This is a genomic window from Hymenobacter coalescens (assembly GCF_054783195.1).
This window is the reverse complement of sequence record NZ_BAAGRA010000021.1, coordinates 69,411-84,762: the sequence shown is the minus strand read 5'-3', so window position 1 is coordinate 84,762 and position 15,352 is coordinate 69,411. Positions and strand designations below refer to the sequence as shown.

Genomic DNA, 15,352 nt, shown 5'->3' with positions numbered 1-15,352 from the left:
AGACTTCCATGATGGGTGCTGATAAGATGGCTCAGGCGCTGCTGGCAGCGGGCCTAGATTCAAAGAAGTACCAGGAGGAATTTCGACCAGAGAACCGAACCGTGTTGGTTGGCATGGGCATCAACCCGCTGGCCATTGATTTTTTTGCAACGTTCTCTTTTAACGAAGCCGTTTCGATTGGCGCTTACAGCTATTCTCAAGCCAATTGCTTTAAAAAGGAGCATGATTGGGAAGAGGAATTTCAAAGAGCAGCTAAGACAAATTTGCTTGTGGTTGGCAGCGCCCGCAACGGCGATGTAGTGGTTCTTGACTTGAATGATTATCAGGTCGTACTGCTTAAGCACGAAGATTTCTGGGAGGACGAAGACTCAGACCCAAGGGCGCATCTTGTCAAAATGAATTGCTCCATTGGGCAGTTTTTTTGGAACGCTGCATCCGTGCCTGATTACACCCAAGACGCCTACGAAGCTGCCGAATACCTGAACGCAGAGCTCGGGGAGTAAGCGGGAAGTGGAGCATGGGTAACTTCGCCCGCATGATTCACACCGTCATCTTCGACATGGACGGCGTAGTGGTTGATACCGAACCGCTGCACCACGACGCTTTTTTCCGCCACTTTGCTGAGCTGGGGCTGCCCATTTCCGACACCGAGTACGCCACCTTCCTCGGCGGCAGCACCCGCAACATCTACCAGCGCCTCAGGCAGGAATACGACTTGCCCCAGGACGTGGACACGCTCATGAACCGCAAGCGGGAGCTGTTCGGTAAGTCCTTCGACGAGGCCACGGACCTGGATTTACTGCCGGGCGTGCGGGCCCTGGTCCAAGGGCTACACCGCGCGGGCGTACCGTTGCAGCTGGCTTCGTCGGCCTCCAAGGAAACCATTGCCCGCGTGTTCACGCGTTTTGAGCTGTACCCGTACTTCGATAACCTGGTGAGCGGGGAAGATTTTCCGCAGTCGAAGCCCAACCCGGCCATTTTCCTGCACGCGGCGAAGCTGGCCGGCGTGGCGCCCCAGCATTGCCTGGTCATCGAGGACTCGGCCAACGGCGTGACGGCGGCCAAGGCGGCGGGGATGTACTGCATCGGCTACCGCAGCGCCCACTCCGGCGGGCAGGACCTGCACCACGCCGACCGCGTGGTATCGGACCTGCGGCAGCTCGACGCGGCGCAGATTCGGGCGTTTCCGGCGGCGCGGTAAGCCTCTGTCGGCCGCGGGGCTTCTGGCCGGTGGAGGCCGCCTGCCCTGCCCGAGACAACATGGTGACGGGCGTTGAAAGCCGGTGACAGGCCGATGAAGCCACCGTGGCCATGACCCGAAACAATGCTTGGCAGGCAGATGCTTGCTTCAGGTTGGGGCCACGTCCGACCGGGTTTCGCGTATGAGGAACAGACGCCGATACCGCTGCTACATGTCTTATCGTTCGCTGAACCTGCCAGAGCTCGGCTTGCTCATTTTCCTGCTGCGCGACCGTCCCGCCGCGGAGTCGCTGTTGACCCAGTTGCATACCGTGCAAGTGTGCGAGATAAATCACGACGGAGCGGGCAGCCTGCGGTTTTTGGGCCACCAGCCCAACCGGCGGCTGGGCGAGGTGATTGGCAGCACGCAGTTTCTCGACGAAGACGGCGTGCCGGTGCTCGTTTCTCTCTACCTGGATCAGGATGGAGAGCTGTACGAGCTGGACTGCTGGAAAACCGACGATTCGCCGCTGCGCCGCATCCCGGCGTTCTGACTCGGGCCGTCGTTAACGCACGGCGTAGGTACGCTGAAGGCGGCGGTTTTGTCCCAGGGTTTGATCGAGCCACGCGGTGGTTTGGGCGGCCTGCTGCGGGTTGAGCAGCACCTGGTGCAGGGCGGTGTTGAGCTGACGGACGGCGCGCCGGGACACGCCGCTGCCGCGGCTCAGGTCAAGGCACAGGCGGCTGAGTCGTTCTTCGTACACGAGCTGGTCCTGAGCGTTGTAAAACCGCACCACCGTGAAGTCGCGGGTAATCAGGTTGGTTTCCAGGTTCCAGTAGCCGCTGTTCCGGGTCTGAGCGCGGGCCAAGGCCGGCGTCAGCAGCAGGAACAGGGCAAAGAGCAAACGGGAGGGGGCTTTCATAGCGTTGGAGAAAGGATTGGGGTGAAACCATGGGCAGCACCCGGGCTGGCCGGGCCACGGCCGGTAGGGCGCCGGTGCTGTCAACTGTCCCAAATATGAGCCGGGCCAGCAGCCCGCGCTGGACTATTCGCCCGGCGGCATGCAGCGCCCGGAATAAGGAGCGGGCGCGTCGACCAACGGCAGCTGTGGTCGTTGGTCGATGAAGGGCAGACGTTGGTCTATAAAGCGGAATGCAGGCTGGTTGCGCGTCCGCGAATCGGTATAATTCAACTTGGTATATAAAGTGCGGCACCGATGACACCAGCAGCAACCAAGTGGCTCACGCCGGCTCTGCAGGCCGTAGACGAGCGGCGCGCCCTGCGCCACGGCTTGTTCTGGGGAGCCGATGTAGCGTTTATGATGTGGCTGTTTCAGTACGTGCACCACGTCACCCCGAACCTGGGTATGGCGCTGCGCGACGCGCTGCTGCTGGTGGCTGGCACGCACCTGCCGGCCACGTACGCCCTGCTCTACGGGGTGCTGCCCGTGCTGTGGCGGGAAAAGCGGGACCGGCTCAGCCTGCTGATGCGCCTGGCCGGGTGGATATGCCTGGCCCTGGCCCTCAATTACACTTTTCGCTTTTTCGTGCTGGTGCCGCTGCGGGCGGGGCTGCCGTCCACGTTTCCCGACTACCAGGGCGTTTTTGCGTCCGGCAGCCACATGCCGCTGCTACTGATAGCCGGCGTGGCAGCCTGCCTGCGGGTGTACCGCGAATGGCGGCAAAAACAACTGGCCAATGCGCAGCTGAACCAGCAAAACTACCAGGCCGAGCTGCAGCTGCTGCAGGCCCAGATCCACCCGCATTTTCTCTTCAACACGCTCAACAACCTCTACGCCCTCACGCTCAAGCAGTCCAGTCAGGCCCCGGCAGTCGTGGAGCGCCTCACCGGGCTGCTGCACTTCGTGGTGGAACAGGGCAGTGCCCCGTCGGTAGCGCTGCGCGACGAGGTGGCCCTGCTGCGCAACTACGTGGCGCTGGAACAGTTGCGCTACGGCACCCGGCTCACCGTGGAGTTCGAGGCGGCCGCTATGCCCGCCGACGGCTGTATCGCACCCTTGCTGCTGCTGCCGCTGGTTGAAAATGCCTTCAAGCACGGCTCGGCCGAGCAGGTGGGGCAGGCGCACATCCGCGTGGCCCTGGCGGTGAGCGGCAACCTCTTTACCTGCCTTATCTCCAACACCAAAAACGCCGAGCCTGCCGCGGGTGAGCCCGCGGGCATTGGGCTGCGCAACGTGCGGCAACGCCTGGAATTGCTCTACCCGCAGCGCCACCGGCTCGAGGTGGAGGCCCGCGCCGAGACATTTGCCGTGCGGCTGGAGCTGCAGCTGACCGTAGCTGCCGCAACGCACGCGCCGGCTGCGGTGGCCGAACGGCCCGTGGCGGCCCGGTGGTCGGTCCCGGCACAACCCCACGTTAGCCGCTTGCTCCAGCCATGAAAGCGCCACTCACGAATCGGTTCGTCCGGCACGGCCTGTTTTGGCTGGGGGTGCTGGCGTTCAGCCTCCTGGTGCAGCTGCCGGCGTACGTGGGCGCGGGTACCCGGCTGTACGTCTGGGGCTTGTTTTTCAATCAGTTGCCGGCCTCGATGCTGACCACCTACCCGTTGTTGTATTGGGTGTTGCCGCGCTTGCTGCGGCAGCGCCAAACCGGTTTGTTCTTGCTGTTGCTGGCCGGGTGGCTGCTGGCTTGTCTGGGCCTGACGGGTCTGACGCGCATGTTCTTCGATCAAGTGGTGATGCCCGGCCTGCTGCACCAGGAACCTGACCCCTCGTGGCAGCCGACGGGCTACTGGAAGCTGAACTATACGTTTTTCATGGCCCTGGTGACGGCCGGCGCGGCCGTGGCCACCAAGGTGGTGGACGGCTGGTACGAGCAGCGGCAGCTGAGCCTGCGCCTGGAGCAGCGGCGCCTGCACACCGACCTGCAGCTGCTCAAGGCGCAGCTGCAGCCCTCGTTTCTGTTCGGCACCCTGAACACGCTGCGCGCCCTCACCGCGCGCGCCGCGCCGGAGTCGCCGGCGGCGGTGCTGCATTTGGCAGGGCTGCTGCGCTACATGCTCTACGAAAGCCCACGAAACACCGTAGGGCTGGCCGACGAGGTGGAAATGATTCGGCATTACGTAGCCCTGGAAGAGCTGCGCACGGACCGGCGCGCGGACGTTTCCTTTAGCTGCACCGGCCCGCTCGATGCCCATGCACTGGCGCCGCTGCTCCTGCTGCCCGTCGTAGAAAACGCCTTCCGACTCGGCACTGTGCCGGAGCTGGAGTGCCCTTGGGTGAGCATTGATCTGGTGGTCCGCCGGGATGCGCTGGTGCTGAAGGTCATCAGCAGCCAGCTGCCGCCCGCCGCCGGCTGCACCGAAAGCCCGGAGCTGTGCCGCCTGCGGAAACGCCTTTCCCACTTGTACGCCGACCGCTACCAGCTCAGCTTCGTGTCGGAGCCCGATACGTTGTTGGCCGTGCTGCACGTGCCGCTGACGGCCGGGGCAGCCGTGGCCGCTGGGCCGCCGCGCGCCGCCTCCTTTGCCACCCTGAACCCCTGACCGCTATGAAACTACAGTGCTTGTTGGTCGACGACGAGCCTCCGGCCCTGGAAATACTCGAATCCTACGTGCGCGAAGTGGCGCACCTGGAATTGGTCGGTACCTGCCAGAACGCGCTGCAGGCCTTTGCCGCGCTGCAGCAGCAGCCGGTGGACCTGCTCTTCCTCGACATCAAGATGCCCAAGATGCTCGGCACCGACTTCCTGCGCAGCCTGCGCCATCCGCCCCAGGTCATCTTCACCACCGCCTACCGCGAGTACGCCTACGAGGGTTTTGAGCTGGACGCGGTGGACTACTTGCTCAAGCCCGTGTCGCTGGAGCGGTTCCTAAAAGCCGTGGCCAAGGCCGGCAAAACCGAGGCCGCGCCGCCCGAGGCCCCTGCTGCCGTCAACCCCGACGCGTTTTTGTATTTCCGCATCGACCGGAAGATGGTGAAGGTGGTGCTGCGCGACGTGCTGTACGTGGAGGGCCTGAAGGATTACGTGAAGATTCACTTGGTGGCGGGGCCGCCGCTGGTGGTCAAGCAAACCATCAACGGCATGGAGGAGAAGCTTTCGGAAAGCCGTTTTCTGCGCGTGCACCGCTCCTTTATCGTGGCCCTGGACAAGGTGCGCACCTACAGCCCCCGGCACCTGGAAGTGGGGGCCGCCGAGGTGCCCATTGGCCGGCTGTACCGCCCGCAGGTGGGCGAAGCACTGCGCTGAGGGCCCAAGCGCTACTTGCAGTTGTCTTTGCGGCGCGTATCGATGATGTAGGCGATGCGCCAGCCCTCGGCCAGCTTCACCAGCTGAAAGGAGTTGTAGCCGCAGTGGCTGAACGTGGAGCCGACGTAGAACTGGTAGGGCGTCCACACGCTGGCCAGGTCAGCATCGATGAGTACCTGCTCGAACTTGATGCGTTCGTCGTACACGCCCTGATGCGGCGTGCCAAGGGCCTTTACCACCGCCGCCACTTTCTCGGTGCGCACTTGCACCACGCCGTTGCGGTTGGCAATGGTTTGAAGGATTGCGGTGGGCGCCAGGGTACTGCGCACCATGGCGCTATCGGTCTTGCGCATGCCCTCAAAGAAGCGGGTGATGGTTTGCTTGACGGCCTCGGTTTCGGTAGCGGCCGGGGCTTGGGCCAGGGCGGCCGGGGCGGCAAGCAGCAGCAGGGCGGCGGGTAGAGCGTGTTTCATCGCGGGAAAGGTAGGTAGGGGATACATAGGCGCGAATCGGGCCCCGCCCGTTGCGCCGCCGTCGGCCGCGAAAAAGGCCGCGCCGCCCGCCCGATCTTCTGCCGGCGGCCGCAACTATCCGCCCCGCCGGGCTGTTACCAAGACAGCAAACGGAGGCAGCCGACGTGATTTGTTACCTTCGTTTATTCCGTTGTCCTTAATCCTCGCCCGTATGCGTACCAAAGGTTTGTTTGATTTCGGCCCGGTGTTCGGTTACTTCTTCCGTAAGAACGACCCGAACCGCCACACCAACTTCAATCTGCGCACCATGCACGTCATCAATAAGATTTCGATGCTGATGTTCCTGGCGGGGTTGATTTTCATGCTGTTCAAGTTCGTCATCCTGCGCTAGCCGCGCCCGAAACGAATTCCCGCTTATTTGCCCAAGCCTGTCGGTGCGCGTTGCCGGCAGGCTTTGCCGTTTCTTCTCGATTTGCGCCCGCCGGCTGGCGGCCGCCTTCTTTTACCCGGAATGCATACCAAGACTGCGGGCCACGGCGGCCTGATTTTGCTCCTCGGCCTGCTTACAGCCTTTGGTCCGATGAGCATCGACATGTACTTGCCGGCCTTCCCCACCATGGCCCGGGAGTTTGGCGTCCCGATTTCGGCCGTGCAGTTTACCCTGGCCTCGTACAACATCGGCATTGCCCTGGGCCAGCTCGTCTACGGGCCGCTGGCCGATCAATACGGGCGCAAAGGCAGCCTGCTGGCCGGCCTGCTGATTTATGCGCTGGCCGCGGCGGGCTGCGCCCTGGCCGAGTCCGTGGACGAGCTGGTGCTGGTGCGCTGCCTGCAGGCCCTGGGCGGCTGCGCGGGCATGGTCATTACCCGGGCCGTCGTGCGCGACCGGTTTCGGGGCAACGAGTCGGCCGGCGTGTTCAGCACGCTCATGCTCATCATGGGCGTAGCGCCCATCCTGGCGCCCACCGTCGGCGGACTGATCCTGGCGCACCTCGACTGGCGCTTCATCTTCTGGCTGATGGCCGCGCTGGGCGGGCTGGCCCTGCTCGCCATTGCCGTGACGCTGCCCGAAACGCTACCCGCCGAGCGGCGCAACCCGTTGGCCTTGCGCAATTCCTTTCGTACCTACGCCGGCCTGCTGCGCGACCGGGAGTTTGTGGGCTACGCCCTCTCGGCGGGCATGGTGCAGGCCGGCATGTTCACGTACATCACCGGCTCGTCGTTCGTGTTTATGCAGCTGTTCGGGCTGAGCGAGCAGCAGTTTGGCATCCTGTTCGGGCTGAACGCCTGCGGCATCATCGGCGCCTCCCAGCTCAACAACCGGCTGCTGCGCCGCTACTCCTTCGACCAGATTCTGCGCCGCGTCATCGGGTTCTACGGCTGCGCCGCGGCCGTGCTGCTGCTGCTGGCCTTCACCGGCTGGCTGGGCTTCTGGGGCGTGGCGGTGCCGCTGTTCTTCGCCGTGAGCTGCGTGGGGCTGGCCGTGCCCAATGCCTCGGCCGGCGCCATGCAGCACCACGGCCGGCAGGCCGGCAGCGCATCGGCTCTCATGGGCACGCTCATGTTCAGCTGCGGCGCCGGGGCCGCCGGCACCGTCAGTGCCTTAGCGGCCGAGTCGGCTCTGCCGCTGGCCGGCACGCTGGCCGTCTGCGCCCTGGGCAGCCTGCTGATTAACCGTACCATGCTGCGCAAAGCCCCTCCCGTAACCGAAACGCAACTGGAGCGGGCCTGAAGGTCGTTGTGGCAAGGTCGCTCGGGCTGCAGCACGCCGGTGGCGCTGGCTGCGACTGGAATCCGCCGCAGACTGGCCGGACGCGGTGAATTCGGGTACGTCCGAGACCCTTCTGAATCCGCCGCGGCCTGAGTACCTTGCCCGCCGTAGCCAGCCGCCCGCGTCATGAACATCGAAGAACTCCGCGACTACTGCCTTGCCAAGCCCGGCACCACCGAAGAAACGCCCTTCGGCCCCGACACGCTCGTGTTCAAGGTCGGCGGCAAAATCTACGCTCTGACCAGCATCGACGACTACGGCAGCGTGAACCTGAAGTGCGACCCGGAGCGCGCCACCCAGCTGCGGGAGCAGTACGACTTCGTGGTGCCCGGCTACCACATGAACAAGAAGCACTGGAACACCGTGCTCATCGGCACCGGCATCACCGTGCGGCAGCTGCAGGAGCTGATTGACCATTCCTACGACCTCGTCCGGGCTTCGCTGCCGAAGGCGGTGCAGGCCAAGCTGGCTGCCGCGGAGGCTCGGGACCAATAGCCGCGACACGGCCGTTGTAAAGACGAAAAAGCCCGCTAGCGCGAAACCAGCGGGCTTTTCGTGTCTAAACGTCGCGACGTTTACACCACCACGTTCACCATGCGGCCGGGCACCACGATGACTTTCTTGGCCGGCTTGCCTTCGGCGAAGCGAGTCAGGATGTCGGTGGCGCGCACGGCCTCCTCAATTTCGGCGGCGGTAGCCGAGGCGGCAAACTGCATCTGCTCGCGCACCTTGCCGTTGATGGCCACGGGGTAGTTCACCGTGTCCTCCACCAGGTAGGCCTCGTTAAATTCGGGGAACGGGGCGGTGCTCAGCGAGCCGGCCGGATGGCCCAGCTGCTCCCACAGCTCTTCCGCGAGGTGCGGGGCGTAGGGCGAGATGAGCACCGTCAGCGGCTCCAGAACGGCGCGCTTGCGGCAGTTCAGCGCCGACAGCTCGTTCACGCAGATCATGAAGGTGCTCACCGAGGTGTTGAACGAGAACCGCTCGATGTCCTCCTGCGCCTTTTTGATGGCCTTGTGCAGGGCCTTCAGCTCGGCCGGGGTGGCGGGCTCGTCGGTTACGGCCCAGTCGCGGTCCTCGGGGTAATAAAGGCGCCAGAGCTTCTTGAGGAAGCCCGAGACGCCGGTCATGCCCTGGGTATTCCACGGCTTAAACTGCTCCAGCGGCCCGAGGAACATCTCGTGCAGGCGCAACGCGTCGGCCCCGTAGCGCTCAATCAGCGTGTCGGGGTTCACCACGTTGTACTTCGACTTTGACATCTTCTCGATTTCGACGCCGCAGACGTAGGTGCCGTTATCTTCGAGGACGAACTCGGCCGTGGCGTAGTCTTCGCGCCACTTTTTGAACGCTTCCACGTCGAGCACGTCGTCTTCGACGATGTTGACGTCCACGTGCAGGGCCGTGGTGTCGTGGTCCTTACGCTTGGAGGCCGTCACGTACGTGTTGGTGCCGTTGATGCGGTACACGAAATTCGAGCGGCCCAGGATCATGCCCTGGTTGATGAGCTTCTGAAAGGGTTCCTCGGTCGTCACCAGGCCCAGGTCCTTCAGAAACAGGTGCCAGAAGCGGGAGTAGAGCAAGTGACCGGTGGCGTGCTCGGCTCCGCCCATGTACAGGTCCACGTTCTGCCAGTACTGCTCAGCTTCCTCGCCCACGAAGCGGTCCTCGTTCTTGGGGTCCATGTAGCGCAGGTAGTACCACGAGGAGCCGGCCCAGCCGGGCATAGTGCTCAGCTCGAAGTCGAACTGCCCGCGGTACTTCCAGTCCTGGGCGCGGCCCAGCGGCGGCTCGCCGGTTTCGGTGGGCTTGTACTCGTCGATTTCGGGCAGCACCAGCGGCAAGTCCTGCTCGGCCACGCCAAAGGCCATGCCGTCGCGGTAGTACACCGGAATCGGCTCGCCCCAGTAGCGCTGGCGCCCGAAAATGGCGTCGCGCAGGCGGTAGTTGATCTTGCCGGTGCCAATGCCCATTTCTTCCAGGCGCTGAATGGCGGCCTGAATAGCGGGCTTCACCTCCAGGCCGTTGAGGAAGTCGGAGTTCATGATGCGGCCTTCCTTGGCGGCGTACGCCTCACCGGCTTCCTCATCAAAGCCTTCCACCACCGGCACGATGGGCAGCGAGAAGTGCCGGGCGAAAGCGAAGTCGCGGGTGTCGTGGGCGGGCACGGCCATGACCACGCCGGTGCCGTAGCCGGCCAGCACGTAGTCGGCCACCCAGATGGGCAGCTTCTCGCCGCTGAACGGGTGCAGGGCGTAGGCGCCCGTAAACGCGCCGGTAATGGTTTTCACGTCGGCCATCCGGTCGCGCTCCGAGCGGTTTTTGGCGTACTCCACGTACTGCTGTACGGCAGCGCGCTGCTCGTCGGTGGTGAGCGTGGCCACCAGCTCCGACTCCGGCGCCACGGCCATGTACGTCACGCCGAACAGCGTATCGGGGCGGGTCGTGAACACCGACAGGGGCAGCTCGGGGTGGTTTTCGACCTCGAAGCGCACCTCGGCGCCCACCGAGCGGCCGATCCAGTTGCGCTGCATCTCCTTCACCGCGTCGGGCCAGTCGATGTGGTCCAGGCCGTCGAGCAGGCGTTGGGCGTAGGCGGTGATGCGCAGGTTCCACTGGGGCATCAGGCGGCGCTCCACGGGGTAGCCGCCGCGCTCCGAGAGGCCGTCTTTTACCTCGTCGTTGGAGAGCACCGTGCCCAGCTGCGGGCACCAGTTCACGTAGGTTTCCGACTGGTAGGCGAGGCGGTAGGGGTGGACGGCGGCAATCTTCTGCGCCTCGGTCATCATCTGCCACTGCCCGGCCGAGAAGTCGTGAACTTCCTCCTCATCGCACACGGCGCGCACGCCCCGGGAGCCTTCGGCAGCGAAACGCTCCTGCAGGGTGCGAATCGACTCGGCCTTATTCGTGTCGAGATTGTACCAGGAGTTGAACAGCTTCAGGAAAATCCACTGCGTCCACTTGTAGTAGTCGGGGTTGGAGGTGCGGATTTCGCGCGACCAGTCGTAGCTGAAGCCCAGGGACGAGAGCTGCTCGATGTAGCGGGCAATGTTCTCGCGGGTGGTCTTTTCGGGGTGCTGCCCGGTCTGGATGGCGTACTGCTCGGCGGGCAAGCCAAAGGAGTCGAAGCCCATGGGGTGCAGCACGTTGAAGCCGCGGTGGCGCTTGTAGCGCGACACGATATCGGAGGCAATGTAGCCCAGCGGATGGCCCACGTGCAGCCCGGCCCCGGAGGGGTAAGGGAACATGTCGAGCACGTAGTACTTGGGCTTGTCGGAGTGGTTCTGGGCGCGGAAGGTTTGGTTCTGCTGCCAGAACTGCTGCCATTTCTGCTCTATCTCCTGCGGTCGGTAGCCGGGCATAGCGTCGTCGGAATCAAATGCGTTGAGCCGGCGAAAATACGCGGAAAAGGCGGCACGCCCGAACCCGGCGGCAAATTCACGCCGCCACGCCAAGGGCCAGGCCGGTTGTGTTCATGCCCCCAAAGTACGGGGCGCCGGGAAGGCTAGGCCACGCCCCAGCGCTGGGTCATGAGCACGAGCTCGTTGACGCTGCGGATCGGGCCTCGGTAGAGCACATCCGGGCTGTATAGGTCGCCCGCCGACAGCTCCACCTCGCCAAAGGCATCGTAGGGCAAAAACACGCGCAGCGAGCCGGCGGGTGTCAGGCGCACGTACAGGTCACCGCGGGTGTAGCAGGTGCCGGCAGGCACGTAGTCAGCGTACAGGAAACCGGCCTGTTCCAGTTCGGCGTGGGTCATGGCGGGCGGGCGGTGGAGAAGCGAGAGCAACAAACGGCGAGCAGCAGCGGGCAGCGCAACTACCGGTAAGCGTTTTCCGCGAAACGCCGCGCCAAACCTGTCTGCTCGGTGATACAGCAAAAGTACCGCCGGCTGCTTCGGCCCGACAGCGGGTTTATACCCTATTTGGGTGCTACCACTACTGATTCTTTGGCTGGTACAAACAAGAGCGGTTCATCGCCGCGCCGGGCAGCCCTTGGCGGGCGCCAAATACGGGGTGTTGAATTCCGTACAAAACACCCCGCAGAACCCGTACTAATGCGGTATAGGAGCACCCGGGAATGGATGACCTTTGTCATGAGCAGGCCGCCCGTCAAATGCGGCAACTGGTGCGACTTCAGGTGTGGGGTCGTACCGTGACGGGTGGTCTGCTCTTTTTTTTGGCGGCGTCAGTGCTGCTGCGACTACAACGACAAGGCCCGCTGCTCAGCAGCGGGCCTTGTCGTTGTAGTCGCCCGGGCGGAAGCAGCCGTTCAGCGGCGCTACAAGGCGCTCAGGCTAGTGGCCGCTGCTTCGTCGAAGCGCTGAAAGGCTGCCCGGGAGCTGTAGTAGGCGCTGTACTGATCCGTGCTCAGCACCCGGCGCAGCTCCAGGTCGCGCTGCTTGAGAATGGCTCTGGCCGCCGCCGGGTCAGCGTCGGGGGTGGCTTCGAGGGCCGCCAGCCGGGCCAGCTTGTCTTCGTTGATGGCGCGCAGCCGGGTCGTCTGGTAGTTGTTGAGGCGCAGGCTGCGGGCCATGTAGTCCGACAGCCGGTCGACGCGCTGCTCCAGCGCCGCGGCGGCTACCGGAGCAGGGGCGGCCAGGGCGCTGGCAGTGGTGCTGAGCACCAGGGAAGTCAAGAGAATCAAGGCTTTCATGGCAGCAAGACGGACAGCTGGCGTTGTTGCCAACTACCCGCTTATATGGAAAAACTGTGCCAATTTGAAGTCTGCCTGCCGGCTTTTTCCTGCTGAAGGGAGGCGTCGTCCTCGGATCAGTGGCGCAAATTACAGATGAGCCGCTGGGTGATTGGTCAGACTGCGGTGAGCCCCTGGGCCCCTGCTTGCAAAGGTTCCTGGCCGTCCCAACGGCCTTCGACCTGCTCTACCCGGAAGCGCACAAACAGCTCTTCGCCGTACCAGCCTTCCTGACGGGTGCGCCGCACTACCTCGCGGTGCTCGGCGCTGTGCTGCGCGCCGTAGGCATACTCCCGCATCAGGGCGGCCGATTCCCACAGGCTGAAGGTGGCCTGCCGCACGATGGGTAGCTCGCCCAGGCCCACCGCTGCCAGCAGCCCGGGGGCACCGGCTACGGCGCGGCTGACGGGTGGCACGGCCCGCCAAAAGCTCCAGGCCCGTAGTGGCCGGATGCTGGCGCGCGTGAGCACCGCCACCGGGCCGTCGGCGCCCGAGGCCGCTGGCTCCGCGGGGTAGTCGAAGGGGTTCTGCCCGTCCCAGGCGCCGTGGGCCTGCAGGGGGGTAAGGTGCGCCGTCCACAACTCGCTGCTGCGCTGCCGGTACGCCTGCCACAGCTCGTGCTGCCCGAAGAAACGCTCGGCGTCGGTCGCCTCGTCCCACACGGCCATCAGGCCGTAGCGGCGCAGGTTGGGCCGCAAGCCGAAATCAAAGCCCGAGCCGAGCAGCTTGAAAAAACGCAAGCCCGGCACCTGCGCGAGGCGCGGCGGCACCGTGCCCATGCGGGCCAGGGCCCAGCGGCGGTGCTCGGGCCGCACGGTGATGATGGAAAGGGTGGTCAGTGGCAAGGGCAGGTGGGTTAAAAGGGGACGGACGCGGCAGGCAGCTCAGGCGGACAACAAAAAAAGGGACGGAATGGCTTCCGTCCCCTGTAACTGATGCGGCCCGGGCTAGTTGGAGCGGGCCTTTACCTGGGCGTGCTGGTTCACATCGTCGTCCTTGCTCTTCTCGCCCGTTACCACGGCACGCACGTAGCCGTAGGCGCGGCTCAGGACAGAGCTCGGCGAATCCCAGTATTCGGCCTTCTGGATTTCGACCCGCAGAATGCGGATGTTCGGGTCGTCCTGGCCCTTGGGAAACCAGGCGCGCATGTCTTCCGACCACAGCTCGGCGATTTTGGCTTTGTCGTGGCTGATGCTCGCGTGGCCCGTCACCGAGGCGTACACGTTTTCGCCGGGGTGGGCGTAGCTCAGGTTCACGTGGCTGTCTTTTTTTACCTCGAATACCTTGGCCGATTCGCTGTCGGTGAAGAACAGCAGCGAGCCGTCGTGCTCCGGCTTGAGGGTGTACATGGGGCGCGAGTGCAGCTCGTTCTGCTCGTCGAAGGTGGTGAGCATGGCGATGCGCACATCCTTGATTTTCTCGAACAGCTTGCCGAGGTCGTGCGTCACGGGCGTTTGGTCAGACATGGGATGGGCGTTTTGGTGTGGAATCAATAGAAAGGAGTACCCCGGCTTACGGGCCGAGCCGGGCCGGGGTTGGCTTGGAGCGGGGAGCCAACGAACCGGGCGGGAACATTTCGCGTCGGCGCGGTTGCTAAAACGCACCGCCGCGTGCCGGCGTCCGCGTTGGCAGTCGGCCCCGCCGAATCAGGCTACCTTGCCCGCGTGAACTTCCTCGCCCACCTCGTTCTTTCCGGCCCCCACGACTCCGACCTGCTCGTTGGCAACTTCGCCGCCGAAGCCGTGCGCGGCCGCGCCGCCGTGGCCGCCTATCCGCCGGCGGTGCAGCGCGGCATCCGCCTGCACCGCCTCATCGACTCCTTCACCGACGCGCACCCGGTGGTGCGCCGCAGCACCGCCCGCCTGCGCGCCGCCGGCTTGGTCAAGTGGGCCGGCGTGGTGGCCGACGTGGGCTACGACCACCTGCTGGCCCGCGACTTTGCCCGCTACCACTACGATGCCGCCGAGCCGTTGCCCGCCTTTGCCCAGCGCATGTACGCGCTGCTGCACCAGCGCCGCCACGAACTGCCCGAACGCCTGCAGCAGATGCTGCACTACATGCGCCAGCACGACTGGCTGACCGGCTACGCCCACCCGGAAGGACTAGCGCGCGCCCTGCGGGGCCTGAGCCAACGCGTGCCGCAGGGCGCGGTGCTGGCCACGGGCAGTGCGGCCTTCCTGACAGAGCTACCGGCTTATGAAGACGATTTTCGGGCATTTTGGCCGGAGCTGCAGGCGGCAACGGCAGCCTGCCGTGCGGAACTCGGTCTGGCAGGCTAAACCAGCGAATAATGCCGGCGCGCTACCTCAATCAGCCGGGATGTAGGCGACGGCGGAATTCGCGTCGCCCTGGCTCTTCAGGACCAAACGGCTATCGGTCAGCTCCACCACCTGGATTTGCCGTTCGCCCCGCTCGTCGCTTACCAAGGTCAGCGTGCGGTTTTCCTCATCCAGCTGCCAGCGCAGCTTGTGGCCCGCTATGAGCAGCTTGGTCTTCACAATTCCGTTCTCCCGAAACTCGTAGCGGGCCATTTCCAGCACTTTGCGCACCGCGTCCGGGTTGCCGGCCAGGTAATCCGCCTTCTTGGGGTCCATGGCCCGCAGCCGGGTCAGGATGTTTTGGGCGGCGGCGCCCAGCGAGGCCGGCTCGATTCGCCATTCCTTCAGCAGCAGCTTGCGCAGCTGCACGTAGCTTACCTGCACCTCGCCGATGAGGTAACGCTGCTCCTCTAGGGCCACGTCGGCGCCGAGCTTATCGGCGGGTACCGTGAGGGGTTGGTAGCCCACGTGCGAAAACGTCAGGCTAAGCCCTTCGGCGGGCAGCGTCAGCGAAAACCGCCCGTTCTTGTCGGTGACAACGCTGGTCGGTTGGCCTTCCACGCGCACCGTCACCTGGGGCAGGGCTTCTTGGGTGCTCAGGGCCGTCACGCGGCCGCTGACGGTGCGCTGGGCCAGCGCCACGGCCGGCAGCAGCAACAGGGCCAGCAGGAAGGAAAGGAGGCAGTTCGGAGTTGGAATAAAGCGCATGA

Annotated in this window: 18 protein-coding genes; 10 read left to right on the top strand and 8 right to left on the bottom strand. The window is 64.5% G+C overall.

Annotation, left to right across the window (positions count from 1 at the left end; translation table 11 throughout):
• The first annotated feature begins 8 nt into the window (after positions 1-8).
• The 3 genes from ACYVKQ_RS19550 to ACYVKQ_RS19540 all read left to right on the top strand — a co-directional run bounded on the left by ACYVKQ_RS19550 (position 9) and on the right by ACYVKQ_RS19540 (position 1,733).
• Positions 9-503, top strand: a complete 495-nt coding sequence (locus tag ACYVKQ_RS19550) for a hypothetical protein (protein WP_460677042.1) — start codon at positions 9-11, stop codon at positions 501-503.
• A gap of 32 nt (positions 504-535) precedes the next feature.
• A complete protein-coding gene (locus ACYVKQ_RS19545; protein WP_460677041.1) occupies positions 536-1,201 on the top strand; it encodes an HAD family hydrolase in 666 nt (221 codons plus the stop codon).
• A gap of 211 nt (positions 1,202-1,412) precedes the next feature.
• Positions 1,413-1,733 (top strand): DUF6984 family protein, encoded by a 321-nt coding sequence (locus ACYVKQ_RS19540; RefSeq protein ID WP_460677040.1) that lies wholly within the window; start codon positions 1,413-1,415, stop codon positions 1,731-1,733.
• Positions 1,734-1,745: 12 nt separating this feature from the next.
• On the opposite strand, the gene ACYVKQ_RS19535 is transcribed toward ACYVKQ_RS19540, so the two are convergent.
• The gene (locus tag ACYVKQ_RS19535; protein ID WP_460677039.1) at positions 1,746-2,102 is read right to left on the bottom strand and encodes a hypothetical protein; all 357 of its coding nucleotides are present in this window, start codon (positions 2,100-2,102) and stop codon (positions 1,746-1,748) included.
• 294 nt (positions 2,103-2,396) lie between these two features.
• Here ACYVKQ_RS19535 and ACYVKQ_RS19530 point away from each other — a divergent pair, with 294 nt between their 5' ends.
• The 3 genes from ACYVKQ_RS19530 to ACYVKQ_RS19520 are packed head-to-tail and all read left to right on the top strand — an operon-like array spanning position 2,397 to position 5,388.
• Positions 2,397-3,578, top strand: a complete 1,182-nt coding sequence (locus ACYVKQ_RS19530; RefSeq protein ID WP_460677038.1) for a sensor histidine kinase — start codon at positions 2,397-2,399, stop codon at positions 3,576-3,578.
• Complete coding sequence (locus ACYVKQ_RS19525) at positions 3,575-4,684, top strand: sensor histidine kinase (protein WP_460677037.1); 1,110 nt, start codon at positions 3,575-3,577, stop codon at positions 4,682-4,684. The genes ACYVKQ_RS19530 and ACYVKQ_RS19525 overlap by 4 nt, the downstream gene beginning before the upstream one ends.
• 5 nt (positions 4,685-4,689) lie before the next feature.
• Positions 4,690-5,388, top strand: coding sequence for a LytR/AlgR family response regulator transcription factor (locus ACYVKQ_RS19520; RefSeq protein WP_460677036.1), 699 nt, complete (start codon positions 4,690-4,692; stop codon positions 5,386-5,388).
• An 11-nt stretch (positions 5,389-5,399) separates the two neighbouring features.
• Here the strand turns inward: ACYVKQ_RS19520 and ACYVKQ_RS19515 are convergent, their stop codons facing one another.
• A complete protein-coding gene (locus tag ACYVKQ_RS19515) occupies positions 5,400-5,861 on the bottom strand; it encodes a nuclear transport factor 2 family protein (RefSeq protein WP_460677035.1) in 462 nt (153 codons plus the stop codon).
• 211 nt (positions 5,862-6,072) lie between these two features.
• Between ACYVKQ_RS19515 and ACYVKQ_RS19510 the strand changes: the two genes are divergently transcribed.
• From ACYVKQ_RS19510 to ACYVKQ_RS19500, 3 genes are all read left to right on the top strand, one after another.
• Entirely contained in the window at positions 6,073-6,252 is a 180-nt protein-coding gene (locus ACYVKQ_RS19510; protein ID WP_460677034.1) for a DUF6728 family protein, read from the top strand.
• 120 nt (positions 6,253-6,372) lie between these two features.
• Complete coding sequence (locus tag ACYVKQ_RS19505; protein WP_460677033.1) at positions 6,373-7,593, top strand: Bcr/CflA family multidrug efflux MFS transporter; 1,221 nt, start codon at positions 6,373-6,375, stop codon at positions 7,591-7,593.
• Positions 7,594-7,758: 165 nt separating this feature from the next.
• Positions 7,759-8,127, top strand: coding sequence for an MmcQ/YjbR family DNA-binding protein (locus ACYVKQ_RS19500; protein ID WP_460677032.1), 369 nt, complete (start codon positions 7,759-7,761; stop codon positions 8,125-8,127).
• Positions 8,128-8,207: 80 nt separating this feature from the next.
• Here ACYVKQ_RS19500 and leuS read toward each other — a convergent pair whose 3' ends face one another.
• From leuS to ACYVKQ_RS19475, 5 genes are all read right to left on the bottom strand, one after another.
• Positions 8,208-10,991: a leucine--tRNA ligase gene (gene leuS / locus ACYVKQ_RS19495; protein WP_460677031.1), complete on the bottom strand. Its 2,784-nt coding sequence runs from the start codon at positions 10,989-10,991 to the stop codon at positions 8,208-8,210.
• A 143-nt stretch (positions 10,992-11,134) separates the two neighbouring features.
• Positions 11,135-11,389 (bottom strand): hypothetical protein, encoded by a 255-nt coding sequence (locus tag ACYVKQ_RS19490; protein WP_460677030.1) that lies wholly within the window; start codon positions 11,387-11,389, stop codon positions 11,135-11,137.
• A gap of 521 nt (positions 11,390-11,910) precedes the next feature.
• Positions 11,911-12,285: a hypothetical protein gene (locus ACYVKQ_RS19485; RefSeq protein WP_460677029.1), complete on the bottom strand. Its 375-nt coding sequence runs from the start codon at positions 12,283-12,285 to the stop codon at positions 11,911-11,913.
• Between the two features lie 155 nt (positions 12,286-12,440).
• The gene (locus ACYVKQ_RS19480) at positions 12,441-13,169 is read right to left on the bottom strand and encodes a spheroidene monooxygenase (protein WP_460677028.1); all 729 of its coding nucleotides are present in this window, start codon (positions 13,167-13,169) and stop codon (positions 12,441-12,443) included.
• Positions 13,170-13,271: 102 nt separating this feature from the next.
• Positions 13,272-13,790 (bottom strand): pyridoxamine 5'-phosphate oxidase family protein, encoded by a 519-nt coding sequence (locus tag ACYVKQ_RS19475; protein ID WP_460677027.1) that lies wholly within the window; start codon positions 13,788-13,790, stop codon positions 13,272-13,274.
• Between the two features lie 198 nt (positions 13,791-13,988).
• Here ACYVKQ_RS19475 and ACYVKQ_RS19470 point away from each other — a divergent pair, with 198 nt between their 5' ends.
• Positions 13,989-14,603, top strand: coding sequence for an acyl carrier protein phosphodiesterase (locus ACYVKQ_RS19470; RefSeq protein ID WP_460677026.1), 615 nt, complete (start codon positions 13,989-13,991; stop codon positions 14,601-14,603).
• Between the two features lie 27 nt (positions 14,604-14,630).
• Here ACYVKQ_RS19470 and ACYVKQ_RS19465 read toward each other — a convergent pair whose 3' ends face one another.
• On the bottom strand, positions 14,631-15,350 hold the full coding sequence (locus ACYVKQ_RS19465) for a carboxypeptidase-like regulatory domain-containing protein (RefSeq protein ID WP_460677025.1): 720 nt from the start codon (positions 15,348-15,350) through the stop codon (positions 14,631-14,633).
• Positions 15,351-15,352 lie beyond the last annotated feature (2 nt).